Source organism: Brevundimonas sp. (assembly GCF_032107865.1).
GTDB lineage: Bacteria > Pseudomonadota > Alphaproteobacteria > Caulobacterales > Caulobacteraceae > Brevundimonas.
Window position 1 is genome coordinate 1 of the sequence record NZ_DAMCNG010000035.1, and the last position, 18,905, is coordinate 18,905.

Consider the following 18,905-nt stretch of genomic DNA (forward strand, 5'->3'; position numbering starts at 1 on the left):
GCGGACCTGACCGAGGCGGGGCGCGAGCGCCTGACCGCGCTGGCGCAAGGCCACCGCCTGCGTCTGTCGCCCGCCGCCACGGGCACGGACGGCTTCTTCATCGCCCTGTTTGAGCGCGCTTCATGAGGCTTGAGCGCTATGGCGCCGTCACGGTCCTGCCGGTGATGGCGGCTCCTGCGGAATACGGCGACCACCTGCGCGCGCGTATCGACCCCTTGATGACCGGCATCGGTCCGGTCGAGGGAGCGGTGGCGTTGACGGCGGCTCTGGCGCGGCTGGAGGCGAGGGGAGAGACGCCGGATCTGATCCTGTCGCTGGGCTCATGCGGGTCGCGCGTGCTGGATCATGCAGCGGTCTATCAGGCGTCGTCCGTGGCCTATCGCGATATGGACGCCAGCGCGCTGGGCTTTCCCAAAGGCGTGACGCCGCTGCTGGACATGCCTGCTGTCTTGCCGCTGCCGTGCCCCATCCCTGACGTGCCGACCGCGCGCCTGTCGACGGGCGGAAACGTCGTCTCGGGCGCCGCCTATGACGCTATCGACGCCGAGATGGTGGACATGGAGACCTGGGCGCTGGTCCGCGCGGCCCAGACCTTCGGCCTGCCTCTGGTCGCGCTGCGCGGGGTGTCGGACGGCAAGGCCGAACTGACCGGCCTGCACGACTGGACCTCGACCCTGCATCTGGTGGACGAGAACCTGGCGCGCGCTGTGGACGGTTTGATCGCAGTGCTGACGGATCACGGCCTCGCCGCCCTTGAAATTCCGGCCCTTCAGGGCCAAACCCTCGCCCAATCGCTCGCCCCGGATTCGACCTCATGACCCAGCCGACCCAACACCAGAAGGTGCTCATCGTCGATTTCGGCAGTCAGGTGACGCAACTGATCGCGCGCCGCCTGCGCGAGGCCGGCGTCTATTGCGAAATCCATCCCTACAATAAGGCCGGCGAGGCTTTGGCGGCGATGCAGCCGCAGGCCATCATCCTGTCGGGCGGCCCGGACTCGACGACCGACGCCGACAGCCCGCGCGTCGACCGCGCGGTCTTTGATTACGGCGCGCCGATCCTGGGCATCTGCTACGGCGAGCAACTGATCTGCGCCGAGCTGGGCGGCAAGGTCGAGAGCGGCCACCACGCCGAATTCGGCCGCGCCGAGATCGTCATCACCAAGGACAGCCCCCTGTTCGCAGGCATCGGCGCCCTCGATCACCGCGAGCCGGTGTGGATGAGCCACGGCGACCGCGTGACCGCCCTGCCGGAAGGCTTCCACGTCATCGCCACCTCGGAAGGCGCGCCCTTCGCCGCCATCGCCGATGAGACGCGCAAGATCTACGGCGTGCAGTTCCACCCCGAGGTGGTGCACACTCCGCGCGGCGCTCAGCTGCTGAAGAACTTCACCCACGGCGTGGCGGGCCTGACCGGCGACTGGACCATGGCCGCCTATCGCGACGAGCAGATCGCCAAGATCCGCGAACAGGTCGGCGACGCCAAGGTCATCTGCGGCCTGTCGGGCGGGGTCGACTCATCGGTTGCCGCCGTGCTGATCCACGAAGCCATCGGCGACCAGCTGACCTGCGTCTTCGTCGACACCGGCCTGATGCGCAAGGGCGAGGCCGATCAGGTCACGACCCTGTTCCGCGAGCACTATAACATTCCGCTGGTGCACGTTGATGCGTCGAAGGAATTCCTTGGTGAACTGGCTGGGATTTCCGACCCGGAAACCAAGCGCAAGACCATCGGCCGCGTCTTTATTGAGACCTTCGACCGCGAAGCCGCCAAGATTGAAGGCGCCGCCTTCCTGGCCCAGGGCACCCTCTATCCCGACGTGATCGAGAGCGTGTCCCCGACCGGCGGCCCCTCGCACGTCATCAAGAGCCACCACAACGTCGGCGGTCTGCCGGACTTCATGAAGCTGAAGCTGGTCGAACCCCTGCGCGAGCTGTTCAAGGACGAGGTCCGCGCCCTGGGCCGCGAACTGGGCCTGACGGACGCCTTCGTCGGTCGCCACCCGTTCCCCGGACCGGGCCTGGCCATCCGCATCCCCGGCGAGATCACGCCGGAGGCTGTCGCCACGCTTCAGGACGCGGACGCCATCTACCTGGACGAGATCCGCAAGGCGGGCCTGTACGACGACATCTGGCAGGCCTTCGCCGTGCTGCTGCCGGTCAAGACGGTCGGCGTCCAGGGCGACGCCCGCACCTATGAAAAGGTGCTGGCCCTGCGCGCCGTCACCTCGACCGACGGCATGACGGCCGACTTCTACCAGTTCCCCTGGGATGTGCTGGCCAAGACGGCCACGCGCATCATCAACGAGGTCCGCGGCGTCAACCGCGTCGTCTACGACGTGACGTCGAAGCCGCCCGGCACGATCGAGTGGGAATAATTCAGACGTTCCGGGAGCTTTCCGGAATGCGCCGCTAAGCGGTTGATGTAGAGCTGAATTTGCATGAGGCCCTTCGGATTTTTCGGAGGGCCTTTTCCTTGACCTCGCCATTTGTGACGACCGCTGCGAGCATGGTGTTCCTGGGAAATCGTGCTGAGGGCGGCGCTATTTTCTTGCAGAAATAGCAAAATGAAGCCAGCCTTCGTGCAAGGGAGGCGATCATGATGTCACTGCTACGCAATTCCGGTGCATTTGTTGGGCTTGCGGTCTTGGCGGCCGGAGGAGGCGTGGCTGCGGCCGAGCCCGATCGCACCATCAGCGAGCGGCAGATTGACGAGGTCGTCACGACGGCGCTCGCGTCGTTTGAAATCCCAGGCGTCGCCATCGCGGTGATCCAGCCGGGGCAGGCGCCCTATCTGAAGGGCTACGGCGTCGTGGATTATCGGACGCAGACGCCTGTCAACGCGGACACCCTGTTCGGCATCGGGTCGATCTCCAAGGCCTTCACCACCACGGTGATCGCCCAGTTGGAGCAGGAAGGTCGGCTGGACTGGGATGACCCGGTCATCGACTATGTGCCTGAGTTCCGCCTGTCGGATGCGTGGGTGACGCGCGAGTTCACCATTCGCGATCTGGTCAGCCATCGATCGGGGCTGGCGCCTTACGCCGGCGATCTGGTGATGCTGACGGAAGGCAAGGCGAACAAGGCGCAGGTCTATCAGGCGCTGGCGCATCTGGAGCCCAAGTCCAGTTTCCGTACGGAGTTCGCCTACGACAACCTGCTCTACATCGTCGCCGGCGACCTGATCGAGCGCGTGTCGGGGCGGTCTTGGCAGGATGAGATTCAGTCCCGCTTTCTGACCCGTCTGGACATGAACGGCTGCGTGCCGGACCAGAAGCAGCTGGCGCCGGGCGCGGCGCGATCGCTGGCGCATGATTATGCTGACGGTCAGCTGACGACAGTGGATTTCCCCTTGCCGGATATCACCCTGGCGGCGGGCGGCATCTTCTGCAACGCGCGCGGCATGGCGCAATGGATGGCCTTCAATCTTGATCCGGCCAAGGGGCCTGAACTGGACGCTGTGCGCCGCGCGGATTTGTTCAGTCCGGTCACCCTGATGCCGCTCGGACGTGCGGCATCGCCCTATCAGGCCGGGACGGCCTTCAGCGCCTATGCCCTGGGCTGGATGGTGCAGGACAGCTTCGGTCGTCGCGAGGTCCAGCACGGCGGCGGCCTGCCCGGCATGGTCAGCTATCTGAGCCTTTATCCTGACGACGGTTTCGGTGTCATGGTCATGACCAACAAGACCAGCGGCGCCGCCCGCGCCATCGCACAGCAACTGGCCGCGTTGAAGTTCAACCCCAGCCCGGTGCGCGCCATCGCCGATCAGGGCAGGGCGGAGGTGGCCGCCATTCGCGCCGCCCAGGCGGACACGGCGGTCGCCGGGACCGAGGCGGCTGCGGCGGGAGAAACGCCGCGTCCGGCCCTGCCCCTGGCGCAGTACGCCGGACGCTATGACGACGCCTGGTTCGGTCCGGTCGAGGTTCGGCTGGAGGGCGAGAATCTGGTCATGGACCTGGGCTCGAAGGCGATGACGGGGCGGCTGCGGCACGTCGACGGCGACCGCTTTATCGCCGCCTGGAGCGACCGGGCGCTGAACGCCGACGCCTATGTCAACTTCCGGCTCGATCCGCGCGGCCAGGTTCGCGACATCGAAATGGCTCCCGTCTCGGCGCGCACTGACCCATCGTTCAATTTCAGAGACCTGCGGCTGGTCAGGGCGGCGAAGCAACCGTAGGAACAGGGCATGACGCGCCCCTACCTTCCGCCGGTCGATGATGAAGCCGCCACAGGCGGCGCGGCGCTGCGCCGTATCCGCAAGAGCCGCAAGCTGACGCTGGATCAGCTGTCGCAACTGACCGGCATTCCGACCTCGTCCCTGTCGCGGATCGAGAATACGCGGTTGCGGCTGACGGTCGACAAGATGCATCTGCTGGCCAAGGCTCTGGACGTTCCGGTCGAGCGCCTGCTGGGCGACGCCCCGAGCGAGGTCGAAGAGGCATCCAGCGGTCCAGGCCGGGGAGGGACGCCGCCGGCCGCCAGCGGCGTGGCGCGGCTGACGGTGGATCGGGCGCCGGAAAGACGTCCCGAGCGGTTCTGCGACGCCATGGTCCACTATCTGTTCGGATCGGATGAGACACGTGCGCTCGATTGCGGCCACTTCCATTTCCAGCCGGTCAGCGTCTGGGAATCGGAGTTCGTGCGCCATCCCGGCGAGAAGGTCGTCTATGTCATCAAGGGGACGGCGGTGGCCTATGTCGAAGGGCAGGAGCCGGTCCTGCTCGAGGAAGGCGACGCCATGCATATGGACTCCTCGGCCTGGCACAGCGTCGTCGCCGTGAACCAGCCGGCGGAGGTGCTGGTGACATACTTCCACGGCGGCGGACGCGGCTATGACGCCTTCGAGAGCCGCGCCTTTTCGCGTGAGGCCTGGGCGGCCTTCCCGATGGCCGGCGACGAATAGCCGCCGCGCCAAGCGACGGGCGCTGGCGGATTTCCTTTGTTCCAGAAGGGTTTGACCCCGCATCTCGCTGAGATGCGGGGTGCGATTTTGCGCAAGGTGAAATTTGGCATGCAGATTTTGCAAAATCTGTTCTTGCCATGTGCAAAATTTCACGAATATTGCTGTGAATGCAAAACGAGTTCTGGGAGGGATCGTGAAGCTCACAGCCTTGAAGCGGCGCCTGGACCTGACGACGCCGTTCCGTGTGTCGTTCGGTGAAATCTCGGGCCTGGACGTGGTCGCGGTGGCCCTGGAAGGCGGCGGCGTGGTCGGTCGGGGCGAGGCCTGTCCCATGCCGATGTTCGGCCATACCGCCGAGGCGGTGCTGAACGCGCTCGCCGCCATCGCCCCCGATATCGAGGCGGGCCTGGTGGATCGCATCGCCCTGCAGTCGCGTCTGCCGGCGGGGCCGGCGCGCAACGCCCTGGACTGCGCCTTCTGGGACCATGAGGCCAAGGCTGCGGGTCGCTCGATCTGGGAATTGACCGGGCTGAACGCGCCGGATCAGCTGGATTCGGATGTGACCATCGGCATCGAAACGCCGGAGGAAACCGCGCGTCTGGCCGCGACCCACCGCTATGCGGGCATGATCAAGCTGAAGCTGGGCGGGCCGAACGACATGGCCTGCGTGCGGGCGGTGCGCCAGACCTTGCCGGATGTGCGCCTGTTCGTGGACGTGAACGGCGGCTGGACTTTGGAGCAACTGAACGCCCTGGCGCCGGAACTGGCCGCGCTGGACGTCTTCATGATTGAGCAGCCCCTGCCGCGCGGCGAGGACGAGCAGTTGGACGGCTATACCGGGCCGGCGCCGCTGTGCGCCGACGAGTCCTGCCAGGACCGCACCGATCTGGACCGGCTGGAAGGCCGCTACGCCTTCGTCAACATCAAGCTCGACAAGACCGGCGGCCTGACCGAGGCCCTGGCTCTGGCGCGCGAGGCTGAGACGCGGGGGATGCGCCTGATGGTCGGCTGCATGATGGGATCGGGCCTGGCCATGGCGCCGGCCTATCTGGTCGGCACGCTGTGCGAGGTCGTCGATCTGGACGTGTCCCTGCTGCTGAAGAATCCGGCGGACGCCGCCGTGCGCCACGACGGGCGCCGGCTGAGCCTGTTCGACCGGACCGTGTGGGGCTGAGGTCATGATGATTTTGGGAGGGAGAACCAAGATGAGCGGCAAGACGAAATATCTGGGCGTGAGTTCTCTGGCGGTGGTGCTGGCTCTGGCGGCTTCGCCGGCGGCGGCGCAATCGGCTTCTGCGGCGGCTGCGGCGGACCCGGCCACCACGGTCGACGACATCGTGGTCACGGCGCAGAAGCGGTCGCAAAATCTTCAGGACGTGGCCAACTCGGTCGCCGCCCTGTCCGCCGCCGAGATCATGGAAACGGGCAAGAACAGCCTGGTCGATATGGTGGCGTCGGTGCCCAGCCTGTCCATGGTGTCCCAGGGGCCGGGCCTGTCGACCATCGCCCTGCGCGGGGTGTCGACCGGCGGCGTTCGCAACGACGAGCCCCAGAACAAGGAGACGGTCGGCGTCTATATTGACGAGACGCCGATCTCGGTGAACGGCTTCAACCCGGACCTCGGCCTTTATGACCTGTCGCGGGTCGAGGTGCTGCGCGGGCCTCAGGGCACGCTCTACGGTTCGGGCGCCATGGGCGGCGCCATCCGCATCATCACCAACAAGCCGAACCTGACGGACTTCTCGGCGTCGGCGGAAGGGTCGGCCTCGCACACCCGTCATGGCGAAGCCAACTACAGCGCCAAGGGCATGGTCAATCTGCCGCTGGTCACGGACGCCGTGGCCCTGCGCGCGGTCGCCTATCATACCTATCAGGGCGGCTATATCGACAATACCGCGACGGGTGAGGACAACCAGAACGACGCCACCACGACCGGCGCTCGTCTGCAGCTGGGGGCCCAGATCAGTCCCGAGCTTCGCGCCAACCTGACCTATATGTACCACGAGCTGGAGACGGGCTCGCGCGCCAGCCAGTCGGCGCCGTTTGAGCGCAATATCCGCGCCTTCGACGGCCTGACCGACCGGATCAACATCTTCAACGCGGCGCTGGACTATGATCTGGGCTGGGCCTCGATCAATTCCTCGACCTCCTTCCTGAAGAAGAAGAACACCAACCGCACCAGTCTGGAGTTCCTGACCGAGGCGGCCCTGGGTCTGGATTCGCCCGCGCCCCTGGTCGATACGACCGAGATCGAGGACTTCTCGCAGGAACTGCGGATCGCCTCCAGCGGCGAGGGTCGGCTGAACTACATCGCCGGCGTCTTCTATCAGGACCGCAAGCGCGACTATACGCAGGACGGCGTCGTACCGGGGCTGGACGCCCATGTCGGCGCCCCGTCGTCGGACTTTGGCGCGCCGGGCGTAGATCAGGCCTTCTACGGCTTCCAGAACATCCGTCAGGAGCAGAAGGCGGTGTTCGGCGAGATCTCCTACAAGATCACGCCGCGCCTGACGGCGACGGCGGGCCTGCGCTATTTCGACTTCAGTGAGGAGTACGAGACCTTCTCGTCCGGTCTGCTGAACGGCGGCGTGTCGCGCTATGCGGGTGAGTTCTCCGAAGACGGCGTGACGCCCAAGTTCAACCTGTCGTTCGACGCCACGCGCGACAACATGATCTATGTCCAGGCGTCCAAGGGCTTCCGGCTGGGCGGGGTCAACACCACGGTTCCGGCCGACCTGTGCCGCGCCGATCTGGACAAGCTGGGCCTGAAGGAGACGCCGGGCAGTTTCGGTTCGGACTCGGTCTGGAACTATGAGGTCGGCTCCAAGAACCAGTTCATGGATCGTCGCCTGACCGTCAACGCCAGCGTCTATTACATCGACTGGACCGACATCCAGACGACGATGAGCCTGCCGTCCTGTTCCTTCTCGTTCCGCACCAATGCGGGCAAGGCGCGCAGCATCGGGACCGAGATCGAGACCCGCTTCGCCGTCAACGACGCCCTGGACGTCTACGGCACGGTGGGCCTGACCGATTCCACACTGACCGAGGACGTGCCCTTCACCACCTGGTCGGATGGGGATCATGTGCCGGGCGTGGCCCGCGAGCAGATCAGCGCCGGCGCGCGTCAGGCCTTCACGGTGTTCGAGCCGCGCGACGCCTATGCTCGGTTCGACTACAGCTACACCGGCAAGATGAACACGCGCTTTGACACGGATAACGCCAACAACCGCGAGTACGGCGACTATCACCTGGTCAATCTGACGGCAGGGGTTCGCCTGCCGGGCCGTCCGATCGAGGCCTCGATCTTCGTGCGCAACCTGTTCGACGACGACGGCCGCGTCCTGGCCAGCCCTGCCAGCATCACAGCGCCCGAAAGCTGGATCACGGTTCAGCCGCGCACCATAGGCTTTACTATCCAGGCCTATTTCTAAGTCTGGGGGCGCGGTCTCGTTGCGAACGGGCGGGACCGCGCATCGCCATCACGGCCGGAGGGGAAGCCGAGCGTCATGACCATCGCCGCCAGTGAAAAGAGCTTCCTGGGTCAGCCGCGCGGGCTGACCGTCCTGTTCCTGACCGAGATGTGGGAGAAGTTCTCCTTCTTCGGCATGCGGACGCTGCTGGTCTATTACATGACCACGACCTTGCTGATCGAGCAGGGGCGGGCGTCGATCATCTACGGCGTCTATACGGCGGTCATCTATCTGACCCCCATCTTCGGCGGGGTGCTGGCGGATCGCTGGCTGGGGCGTCGCCGCTCGGTGGTCATGGGCGCATCCATCATGATCGCCGGCCACTTCATGATGGCGTCGGAGGCGCTTTTCTATCCAGCGCTGGCGGTCATCGCGATCGGAAACGGCCTGTTCTTGCCTAGCCTGCCGGGGCAGGTGGCGGGGCTGTACAAGCCCGACGATCCGCGTCGCGGCAGCGCCTACAACATCTACTACATGGGCGTGAACCTGGGGGCCTTCATGGCGCCGCTGGTCTGCGGCGCGGTAGGCGAGATCTACGGCTGGCACTGGGGTTTCGCCCTGGCCGGGGTCGGCATGGCGGCGGGTCTGACCATCTATCTGCTGGGCGGGCGCTATCTGCCGGCCGATCCGCCGCGCGCGGCGCGGGAAGAGAAGATCAAGGGCGGGGGACTGGGGCGGTCGTCTCTGATGCTGTTCGGCGGCGTGATCCTGGCCGTAGTCGTGTTCCGCATCGCCTATGAGCAGGTTGGCAACACCCTGGCCTTGTGGATCGGCAGCGACGTGGACCGATCGTTGGGCGGCTGGACTATTCCCATGACCTGGTTCCAGTCGCTGAATCCCCTGCTGGTCTTCCTGCTGACGCCGATCCTGGTCACCGCCTGGGATCGATCTGCGCGCAAGGGACGGGGGATGTCGTCCCTGGCCCGGATGGCGACGGGCGCGGCCCTGGTCGCGGGCGCCTTCTTCGGCCTTGCGGTGGTCGCGACGCTGGCGGGGCAGGGGGCTGTCCACTGGTTGTGGCTTGTGGTCTTCTTCGTTCTGTTGACCAGCGGCGAGCTGTTTATCCTGCCCGTTGGGCTGGGCTTGTTCGGGCGGCTGGCGCCGGTGCAGATGACGGCGACTATGATCGCCGCGTGGTTCCTGGCCGCCTTTGCGGGGAACCTGCTGGCGGGTCTGGTCGGATCGACCTGGAGTCTCATGTCGCCCGCAACCTATTTTGCGATGATGGGCGTGGTCGCCAGCGTCTCGGTCTTGGGTCTGCTGCTGCTCATCCGACCCTTCAGGAATGTCGAGGCCTAGGCGCCTCCTAGCCAATTTCAACCGACGACCAGAATCCTCGAGCGGCTAGGTCTTGCCTGTCGGGCGGCTAATTCGACCGTCTTCGACCCGCTCATCGCATGTGATTTTTCCCTCAAAGCATCACAGGATTCGCTCTGGAGTGAGGATCAATTCTGCAATTGACGCCAGATTTCGAAAATTATTTCGAATTTTAAATATCAAAGCCGGTCATATGGAGAAATTTTTCGCGTGAAATAAAGTGGCGAAAAGGGGGCGCTTTTTGGGGATCGACTCGCGCTGAGGGGCGCGGGTGCAAACGTCAGCAACAGAGGGGATTTCATGTTTTCTAGTGGTTTTCGGGGTCGTAGCCCCGCGATGTATCGTGTCCTGCTGGCAGGCGGGTGCGCGTCAGTAGCCCTGATGAGCGCGGCGAACGTCGCCGTCGCCCAGGAAGCGTCCGAAGATCCGGGCGCAGCCGTTGAAGTCAGTGAAATCGTCGTTACAGGCTCGCGTATCGCCCGCCGCGACTACGCTTCGAACAGCCCGCTGGTCTCCGTCACCACTGAAGCCATCGAGAACACAGGGCAGGTCACGGTTGAAAAGGCCCTGACCCAGATGCCCCAGTTCTCGGGCGCCATGGGCCAGAGCACGGCTGGGTCGTCCTCCACCTCGCTGAACGGCGGCCAGGCTTACGCCAGCCTGCGCGGCCTGGGGTCCAAGCGCACCTTGCTGCTGCTGGACGGCAAGCGTCTTCAGCCGTCCAACCCGGACGGCTCGGTCGACCTGAACATCATTCCCGAAGCCCTGATCGGCAATGTCGAGGTCATCACTGGCGGCGCTTCGACCGCCTATGGTTCGGACGCCACTGCGGGCGTGGTCAACTTCATCCTGAAGCGCAACTTCAGCGGGGTGACGGTCGCATCCCAGTACGGCATCAGCGACTACGGCGACGGCGAGACCTTCCGCACGTCGATCACGGCGGGCGACGCCTTCGCCGAGGGGCGCGGCCGGGCGGTGATCTCGCTCGACTACTCCATGCGCGACGTCGCCTATCAGTCGAAGCGCGACTACTATTTCGTGCGCAACCGTCAGTCGAACACCGCCATCATCTCTCAGGGGGCGGCCTGGTTCGGCAGCAACCGGCCGACGCTGAGCGCCGTGAACGACGTCTTCGTGGGCCAGTACGGCGTCAATCCGGTGCTGGGCGCCGGCGCCTTCTATAACGGCCAGATCGGCTTCAACACCGGCGACCAGACCCTGTTCAACCTGGGCGGCGCCTCGCCCGTGATGAACCTGAAGGATCCCGAGACCGACAACCACTTCCTGAACGCCGCCGGCACCAACATGCTGTGGGGCTGGAACCGCGGGCGTATCCAGAACGAGAATGAACGCTATTCGCTGTTCGGTCGCGTCGACTATCAGATCACGCCGGAGATCGACTTCTTCCTGCAAGGTTCGCTGACCAGTTATGAATCTGAGGGCACTTTCAACCCAACCCTGGCAGGTCTGGCCTATGCCCTGTCGGCGCCGGTGACCAACCCGTACATCGGAGCTGATTTCGCCCACATCCTGGCGTCCCGGCCCAACCCCACGGCGGACTTCGCCTTGTGGAAGGATCTGGATTTTGCGGGCGAGCGCCTGCAATCCTACGCCTACAACGTCTATCAGTTCATTGGCGGCCTGTCGGGCCAGGTCGGCTACAAGGACTGGACCTGGGAAGCCTACGCCAGCGCGTCCAAGGCTGACTTCGACAACGTTCAGAGCGGGGGCGTCAGCCGCTCGGCCATCACGCGCCTGCTCTACAGCCCCACCGGCGGGTCGGAATTCTGCGCCGGGGGCTTCAACCCCTTCGGCAATCATGATCCGTCGGCCGCGTGCGTGGACTATGTGCGGCGCAGCACCACCAACACCAATGAGCTGACTCAGCGCATGGCCGAGGCGTCGATGCAGGGCGGGCTGTTCAACCTGCCGGCGGGCGAGGTGCGCTTCGCCGCCGGCCTGGGCTATCGCTACAACCACTTCGACTTCCGTCCCGACGGCGCCCTGGACCAGCCTGACGGCACCAGCGACATCCTGGGTTACAGCGAGTTGCGGGCCTCGTCCGGCAATGTCGATACGACGGAGGTCTTCGCCGAGTTCCTGGTGCCGCTGTTGCGCGACCTGCCCTTCGTCAAGTCGCTGGAAATGGACCTGGGCTACCGCTTTTCCGACTACAGCTCGGTCGGCGGCGTCCATGCCTACAAGGCTGACCTGAACTGGCAGGTGAACGACGTGGTGCGCCTGCGCGGCGGCTACAACCGCGCCGTCCGCGCCCCCAGCGTGGGCGAGCTGTATTCGCCCGTCTCGTCGGCGACGGTCGACATCGGCACGCCGTCCGCCAGCAACACCAACGGCGACCCCTGCGACTACCGCAGCTCGTTCCGCAACGGGCCCAACGCTGAAAAGGTCAAGGCGCTGTGCGTCTCCCTGGGCGTGCCCTCGGCCCTGATCAACGACTTCCAGTTCGGCGCCGCCCAGGTGTTCGCCCTGACCGGCGGCAACCCTGACCTGGAAGAGGAAACGGCCGACACCTATTCGTTCGGCACGGTGCTGCAGCCGACCTTCCAGTCGCCGTGGCTGAGCAACATCAGCGCCTCGATCGACTGGTATCAGATCAAGGTGGCCGATGCGGTCGGCGTCCTGGGCGTCGGCAACGGCATTCGCTACTGCTTCAACGACGGGGGCAACAACCCGACGTTCGATCCGAACAACTACTACTGCACCCTGCAGGATCGCGGGACCAATGACGGCTACATGATCAACCCGCGTCAGCCTCTGCTGAACCTGGGCCAGTTCAATGTCACCGGCATCGACCTGCAACTGGACTGGCGCCTGCACCTGGGCGATGTCGGTCTGCCGGACGAGGGGCAGCTCAGCGTCAGTTCGGCGATCAGCTATCTGAACAGCTTCGAGATCCAGGCCCTGCCGGGCGCGCCGACGTACGACTACGCCGGCACCTGGGGCACGGCGATCGAGGCCAACGCCGGACAGGCGCACCCCGAATGGAAGGCGTCGACCAGCGTCACCTACTCGCGTGAAAGCTGGAACGTCGGCCTGCGCTGGCGCCACATGTCGGAGATGATCAACAGCGCCCGCGTGACCTCGCCGACCAGCACCGCGCGCGGCGTGGACGCCTATGACGTGTTCGATTTGAACGCCCGAGTGACGCTGCCTTACGACACGTCCTTGCGCTTCACCGTGACCAACCTGTTCAATGAAGCGCCGCCGCAAGTAGGGGACGTCCGCGGCACCTACGACGCGCAGAACTACGACACCATTGGCCGCTACTACACGGTCGCGGTCACCAAGACCTTCTGATCTCCGCAAGGCGGTCTGAAGCCATAGCGGCGGGGCGCCCGTCCCGCCGCACCTGATCCCGGCCTTGGGTCGGCAATATTTCAAATGGGGCGGCGACCTATCGCCGCGTGGAGGAGCACAGTGCAGTTGTCATCTAAGAAATCATGGGTCGTCGGCCTTGCGGCCGCTCTTCTCGCTTCAACCCCGGCCGTGGCGCAACAGGCCGCCGCCGCTCCGAGCGTCTCCTACATTCACGCCGGGCGCCTGCTGGCTGATCCGGCCACCGGCCGCGTGACCCAGAACCAGACCCTGGTGATCGAGAACGGTCGCGTGCGCGAGATCGTCAACGGCTTCGTCGGCCAAGGCGACGTGGTCGACCTGTCGGACAAGTTCGTGCTGCCGGGCCTGATCGACAGCCACGTCCACATCACCAACCAGCAGGGCGAGGGCAACCGTGTCGCTCGCTTCACCAACACCGCTGCCGACTCCGCCGTTCAGGGCGCGGCCTACGCCCTGGTGACGCTGCGCGCCGGCTTCACCACCGTCGCCGATCTGGGCGGCGCCAGCGACGCCGTCGTGGCCCTGCGCAACGGGATCGCGGCGGGCAAGATTCCCGGCCCGCGTCTGCTAGTCTCGGCCGGTACGGTGACGCCGCACGGCGGCCACGGCGACGCCAACGGCGTGAGCAGCGCCCTGGTCCCTGTGCTGCGCCAGAACGGCGTCTGCTCGGGCGCCGACGATTGCCGTCGCTCGGTGCGCGAGCGCGTGCGCGCGGGCGCCGACATCATCAAGATCACGGCCACGGGCGGCGTGCTGTCGGACACCGGCGCCGGCCTGAACCAGCAGTTCTCCAATGAAGAGCTGCAGGCCATCGTCGAGACCGCGCACTTCATGGGCCGCACGGTGACCGCCCACGCCCACGGCACGGACGGCATCAACAGCTTCCTGCGCGCCGGCGGCGACTCGATCGAACACGGCACCTTCCTGGACGACGAATCTATCCGCATCTTCAAGGCCAACAACGGCTGGCTGGTGCCGACCCTGCTGGCCGGCGACTTCGTCGCCCGCGAGGCCTCCCGTCCGGAGAGCTTCTTCACGCCGAACCAGCGCAAGAAGTCGCTGGAAGCCGGTCCGCAGATGCTGGACATGGCGCGCCGCGCCCACCGCGCCGGCATCCAGATCGCCTTCGGCACCGACACCGGCGTTTCGCCGCATGGTGAAAACGCCAAGGAGTTCGCCCTGCTGGTTCAGGCGGGTCTGACCCCGCTGGAAGCCGTCCGCGCCGCCACCGTCGGCGCGGCGACCCACTTCCGCCTGCAGAACGAGATCGGGCGTCTGGCGCCCGGCTACGCGGCCGATGTCATCGCCGTCTCGGGTGATCCGCTGAGCGACGTGACCACGCTGGAGCACGTCAAATATGTGATGAAGGGCGGCGTGACCTATCGGAACGACTGACGGTCTTCGAGACCGCCGCGTCGGAAGATGACGCCAATAGAAGGGGGCGGCGAGAGCCGCCCCCTTTTTCATAGTGAGAGCAAGGGAAGGCGGCGTCAGGCCGGTTGGGCCAGCCTGACGTCGGTGTTTGCGGCCTCGGCGGCGAGGACGGTCTTGGGGGCGATGCGCACAAAGCGCGGCGCGTAGGTCGACCAGTCGCTGAGGATGCGGCGGGCCAGGGGCGAGGCGGTGGCGGCGGCGTGGGCCTCGACCAGGGCCTTCAGCCGGGCTTCGGCTTCGACGTCGATAGCGCCGACCCCGGCCATGTCGCCGTTCAGGGCCTGAGCCGCGCGACCGTCGGCGTCGAGGACGAACAGCTCGCCGCCGCTCATGCCCGCCGCCAGGTTCCAGCCGACCGAACCCAGGACGACCACGCGCCCGCCGGTCATGTACTCGCAGCCGTGCGCGCCCAGACCCTCGACCACGGCCTCGGCGCCCGAGTTGCGGACGGCGAAGCGTTCGCCCGCCGCCCCGGCCACGAACAGACGGCCGGAGGTGGCGCCATAGAGGGTGGTGTTGCCGCAGACCTGCTGATCCGCGCGCCACTCATAGGGGCGGACGTGGATGTCGGCGCCCGACAGGCTCTTGCCGACGTAGTCGTTGACCTCGCCGGTGACGTCGAGAATCAGGCCGCGCGCGCCAAAGGCGCCGAAGCTCTGACCGGCGATGCCTTCCAGCTTCAGCTTCAGACGGCCTTGCGGACCCTGCGGGCCGAACTTGCGGACGATGGCCGAGGAGACGCCAGCGCCGGCCGTGCGCTGGGTGTTGTTCAGCGGATAGGACAGCTCCAGCGTCTGGCCGCGTTCGAGGAAGGCCTGCGCGTCCTTCAGCACCAGGGCGTCCAGGCTGTCGGCGATGGGGCGGCGCACCTTGTCGGCCCAGCGGCCGGGACGGTCGACGTCGACCTTCATCAGCAGGGGGTTGAGGTCACGGTCGTCCAGATGCGAGCCGCCGCGCCGGGTCTGACGCAGCAGGTCGGTGCGGCCGACGATCTCGTCGATCGTGCGCGCGCCGATGGAGGCCAGGATTTCGCGGACCTCCTCGGCGATGAAGGTGAAGAGGTTGACCACCTTCTCCGGCGTGCCGGTGAACTTGGCGCGCAGGCGCTCGTCCTGCGAGCAGACGCCGACCGGGCAGGTGTTGGAATGGCACTGACGCACCATCAGGCAGCCCATGGCGATCAGGCCCGAGGTGCCGATGCCGTATTCCTCGGCCCCCAGAAGCGCGGCCAGAACCACGTCGCGGCCAGTGCGGATGCCGCCGTCGGCGCGCAAGCTGACGGAGGAGCGCAGGTGGTTCAGGCTGAGGACCTGATGCGCCTCGGCCAGGCCGATCTCCCACGGCATCCCGGCGTGCTTGACCGAGGTCTGCGGCGAGGCGCCCGTGCCGCCGTTGTGGCCGGCGATCAGGATGGCGTCGGCCTTGGCCTTGGCCACGCCCGAGGCAATGGCGCCGATGCCGGTCGAGGAGACCAGTTTGACCGTGACCTTGGCGTCGGGGTTGATCGCCTTCAGGTCGTAGATCAGCTGGGCCAGATCCTCGATCGAATAGATGTCGTGGTGCGGCGGCGGGCTGATCAGGGTGGTGCCGGGGACGGCGTGGCGCATCCGGCCGATGAACTCGGTGACCTTGAAGCCGGGCAGCTGGCCGCCCTCGCCGGGCTTGGCGCCCTGGGCCACCTTGATCTCGATCTCGCGGCACTGGTTCAGGTATTCGGCGGTGACGCCGAAGCGGCCCGAGGCCACCTGCTTGACCGCCGAGTTGGCGTTGTCGCCGTTGGGGCGCGGGACATAGCGGGCCGGGTCCTCGCCGCCCTCGCCGGAGACGGCGCGCGCGCCCATCCGATTCATGGCGATGTTCAGGGTCTCATGGGCCTCGGGCGACAGGGCGCCCAGGGACATGGCCTGGGACAGGAAGCGGCGGCGGATGTCCGAGACGCTCTCGACCTCGTGCAGTTGCACCGGGGTCAGGCCGTCCTTGAAGTCCAGTAGGTCGCGCAGGGCCAGGTCGGGCTGTTCGCGCACGGCCTCGGAATACTGCTTGAAGCGCTTGTAGTCGCCGCGGTTCACCGCGTCCTGCAACAGGTGGATGGTCCTGGCGTCATGGGCGTGAGCCTCGCCGCCGGCACGGATGCGGAAGAAGCCGCCCATGGACGGAGACGGCACGGCTGCGCCGAAGGCCACGGTGTGACGTTTGAGCGCCGCCTGCTCCAGACCGGCCAGACCGATGCCGGAGATGCGTGACGGGGCGCCGGGGAAGAACTCGGCGGCCAAGGCGCGAGACAGGCCCAGGACCTCGAACTCGCAGCCGCCGCGATAGGCCGAGATGATGCTGATGCCCTTGCGCGCCAGCACCTTCAACAGGCCAGCCTCGATGCCGTGCTTGTAGTTGAGGCAGGCGTCGTGAAGCGTCAGGCCCGGATAGGCGCCGCGATCCAGACGTTCCTGGAACAGCTCCTGCGCCAGCCACGGATTGACGGCGGTGGCCCCGACCCCGACCAGAACCGCGAAGGCGTGCGGGTCCAGGGTCTCGGCCGAACGCACGACCAGCGAGCAATAGGTGCGCAGGCCCGCCTCGATCAGGCGGCCGTGGGTCCCGGCGGTGGCCAGGATCATGGGCGCGGCCAGACGCTCGGCCGAGGCGTGCTCGTCGGTCAGGACGATCAGGGTGGCGCCGTCGCGCGCGGCGGCCTCGGCCTCGTCGCGGATACGGTCCAGGGCCTGACGCAGGCCGGCGCCGGAGCGGTCGCCCTCAGCTGGCAGCGGATAGGTGCAGTCGATCACCGTGGTCGAGCCGTCGGCGATGACGCCCAGCAGGCGTTGGTACATGCCGGTGGTCAGGACCGGACTGTCCAGCACGAAGACCTCGGTCTGGGCCTCGTCCTGGGCCAGGATATTGCCCAGGTTCTTGAAGCGGGTCTTCAGGCTCATGGCCCCGGCTTCGCGCAGGGGGTCGATGGGCGGGTTGGTCACCTGCGAGAAGTTCTGGCGGAAGTAATGCGCCAGCGGGCGCGGCAGGCTGGACAGGACGGCGGGCGGGGCGTCGTCGCCCATGGACCCCACAGCCTCCTTGCCGTCGCGGACCAAGGCGTCCAGCAGCAGGTCCAGATCCTCGCGGCTGAAACCGGCGGCGATCTGGCGGCGGATCAGGGCCTCGCCGGTGGCGGCGCGCGGCTCAGGTCCGGGGCCGATGATCGGTTCCAGATCGACCATGTTGTCCAGCCAGTCGGAATAGGGCTGGGCGGCGGCCAGGGCGTCGACGGCCTCATGCTCGTCATAGAGGCGGCCATGCTTCAGATCGACGGCGATCAGCTTGCCGGGGCCGATGTGCAGGCGGCGCTTGATACGCCCCTCGGGCAGGGGGACCAGACCGGCCTCCGAGCCCGCCAGCAGCAGGCCGTCCACGGTCTCGACGGCGCGCAGGGGGCGCAGGCCGTTGCGGTCTTTGCCGGCCACGACCCAGCGGCCGTCGACGGCGCACAGGGCGGCGGGGCCGTCCCACGGCTCCATGACCGCGTTGCAGTAGGCGTAGAGGGCGCGGTGTTCGGGCTTCATCACCACGTCGTCCGAGGACCAGGCCTCGGGCACCAGCAGGGCCTTGGCCAGGGGGGCGGGACGCCCGGCGCGGACCAGAACCTCGAAGACATTGTCCAGGGCCGCCGAGTCCGAACCGCCCGGTTGGACCACCGGCTTGACCTCATGGTCGCGGTCGCCGAAGGCCGAGGCCGCCATGCGGATCTCGTGGGCGCGCATCCAGTTCAGGTTGCCCTGCAGCGTGTTGATCTCGCCGTTGTGGGCCAGCATTCGGAAGGGCTGGGCCAGCTTCCATTCGGGGAAGGTGTTGGTCGAGTAGCGCTGGTGGAAGACGGCGTAGCCCGACTCGACGCTGGGGTCGTTCAGGTCGTGATACAGCTGGCCCAGCAGCTCGGCGCGGACCATGCCCTTGTAGACGATGGAGCGGGCCGACAGGGAGCACAGATAGAAGCCGTTCAGGCCGCCGGCCTGCACCGCCTTTTCGATGCGGCGGCGACACAGGAAGAGCTCACGCTCCAGTTCCTCGATCTCCATGCCTTCCGGTGCGGCCAGCATGATCTGCTCGATCTCGGGCCGGGTGGCGTCGGCGCGCACGCCGACCACGGACAGGTCCATCGGCGTCTGGCGCCAGCCATAGATGTAGAAGCCCGAGCGGATGGCCTCGGCCTCGACGATGGCGCGGGCGTGGTCCTGGGCGCCCAGGTCGGTGCGCGGCAGGAAGACCTGACCGACGGCGATGGGGCCGGGGCGCAGGGTCTGGCCGACGGCGCGCACCTGGGCGGCGAAGAAGGCCTGGGCGGCCTCGTTGGCCTCGAGGATGCGCTTACGCATGCCGGGCGCCTGCCCGGGGCCGGTGCCGTCGTCCTCGACCCGCAGCACGATGCCCGCC

At 66.6% G+C, this 18,905-nt stretch carries 10 protein-coding genes; 9 read left to right on the top strand and 1 reads right to left on the bottom strand.

All coding sequences use genetic code 11. From position 1 onward, the window contains the following. Positions 1–122: 122 nt before the first annotated feature. From RT567_RS05215 to RT567_RS05255, 9 genes are all read left to right on the top strand, one after another. A complete protein-coding gene (locus RT567_RS05215) occupies positions 123–818 on the top strand; it encodes a 5'-methylthioadenosine/S-adenosylhomocysteine nucleosidase (protein ID WP_313574800.1) in 696 nt (231 codons plus the stop codon). Next, a complete protein-coding gene (gene guaA, locus RT567_RS05220) occupies positions 815–2,377 on the top strand; it encodes a glutamine-hydrolyzing GMP synthase (protein ID WP_313574802.1) in 1,563 nt (520 codons plus the stop codon). The genes RT567_RS05215 and guaA overlap by 4 nt, the downstream gene beginning before the upstream one ends. A gap of 287 nt (positions 2,378–2,664) precedes the next feature. Beyond that, positions 2,665–4,176: a serine hydrolase gene (locus RT567_RS05225; RefSeq protein ID WP_313574804.1), complete on the top strand. Its 1,512-nt coding sequence runs from the start codon at positions 2,665–2,667 to the stop codon at positions 4,174–4,176. A 9-nt stretch (positions 4,177–4,185) separates the two neighbouring features. Next, a complete protein-coding gene (locus RT567_RS05230; RefSeq protein ID WP_313574806.1) occupies positions 4,186–4,902 on the top strand; it encodes an XRE family transcriptional regulator in 717 nt (238 codons plus the stop codon). A gap of 193 nt (positions 4,903–5,095) precedes the next feature. After that, positions 5,096–6,076: a dipeptide epimerase gene (locus tag RT567_RS05235; RefSeq protein ID WP_313574808.1), complete on the top strand. Its 981-nt coding sequence runs from the start codon at positions 5,096–5,098 to the stop codon at positions 6,074–6,076. A gap of 31 nt (positions 6,077–6,107) precedes the next feature. Further along, positions 6,108–8,336, top strand: a complete 2,229-nt coding sequence (locus tag RT567_RS05240) for a TonB-dependent receptor domain-containing protein (RefSeq protein ID WP_313574809.1) — start codon at positions 6,108–6,110, stop codon at positions 8,334–8,336. A gap of 75 nt (positions 8,337–8,411) precedes the next feature. Continuing rightward, the gene (locus RT567_RS05245) at positions 8,412–9,674 is read left to right on the top strand and encodes a peptide MFS transporter (protein WP_313574811.1); all 1,263 of its coding nucleotides are present in this window, start codon (positions 8,412–8,414) and stop codon (positions 9,672–9,674) included. A 399-nt stretch (positions 9,675–10,073) separates the two neighbouring features. Continuing rightward, positions 10,074–13,010, top strand: coding sequence for a TonB-dependent receptor domain-containing protein (locus RT567_RS05250; protein WP_313574813.1), 2,937 nt, complete (start codon positions 10,074–10,076; stop codon positions 13,008–13,010). 189 nt (positions 13,011–13,199) lie between these two features. Continuing rightward, complete coding sequence (locus RT567_RS05255) at positions 13,200–14,444, top strand: metal-dependent hydrolase family protein (protein ID WP_313574816.1); 1,245 nt, start codon at positions 13,200–13,202, stop codon at positions 14,442–14,444. Between the two features lie 95 nt (positions 14,445–14,539). Here RT567_RS05255 and gltB read toward each other — a convergent pair whose 3' ends face one another. Continuing rightward, the gene (gltB, locus tag RT567_RS05260) at positions 14,540–18,847 is read right to left on the bottom strand and encodes a glutamate synthase large subunit (RefSeq protein WP_313574815.1); all 4,308 of its coding nucleotides are present in this window, start codon (positions 18,845–18,847) and stop codon (positions 14,540–14,542) included. Between the last annotated feature and the right edge of the window lie 58 nt (positions 18,848–18,905).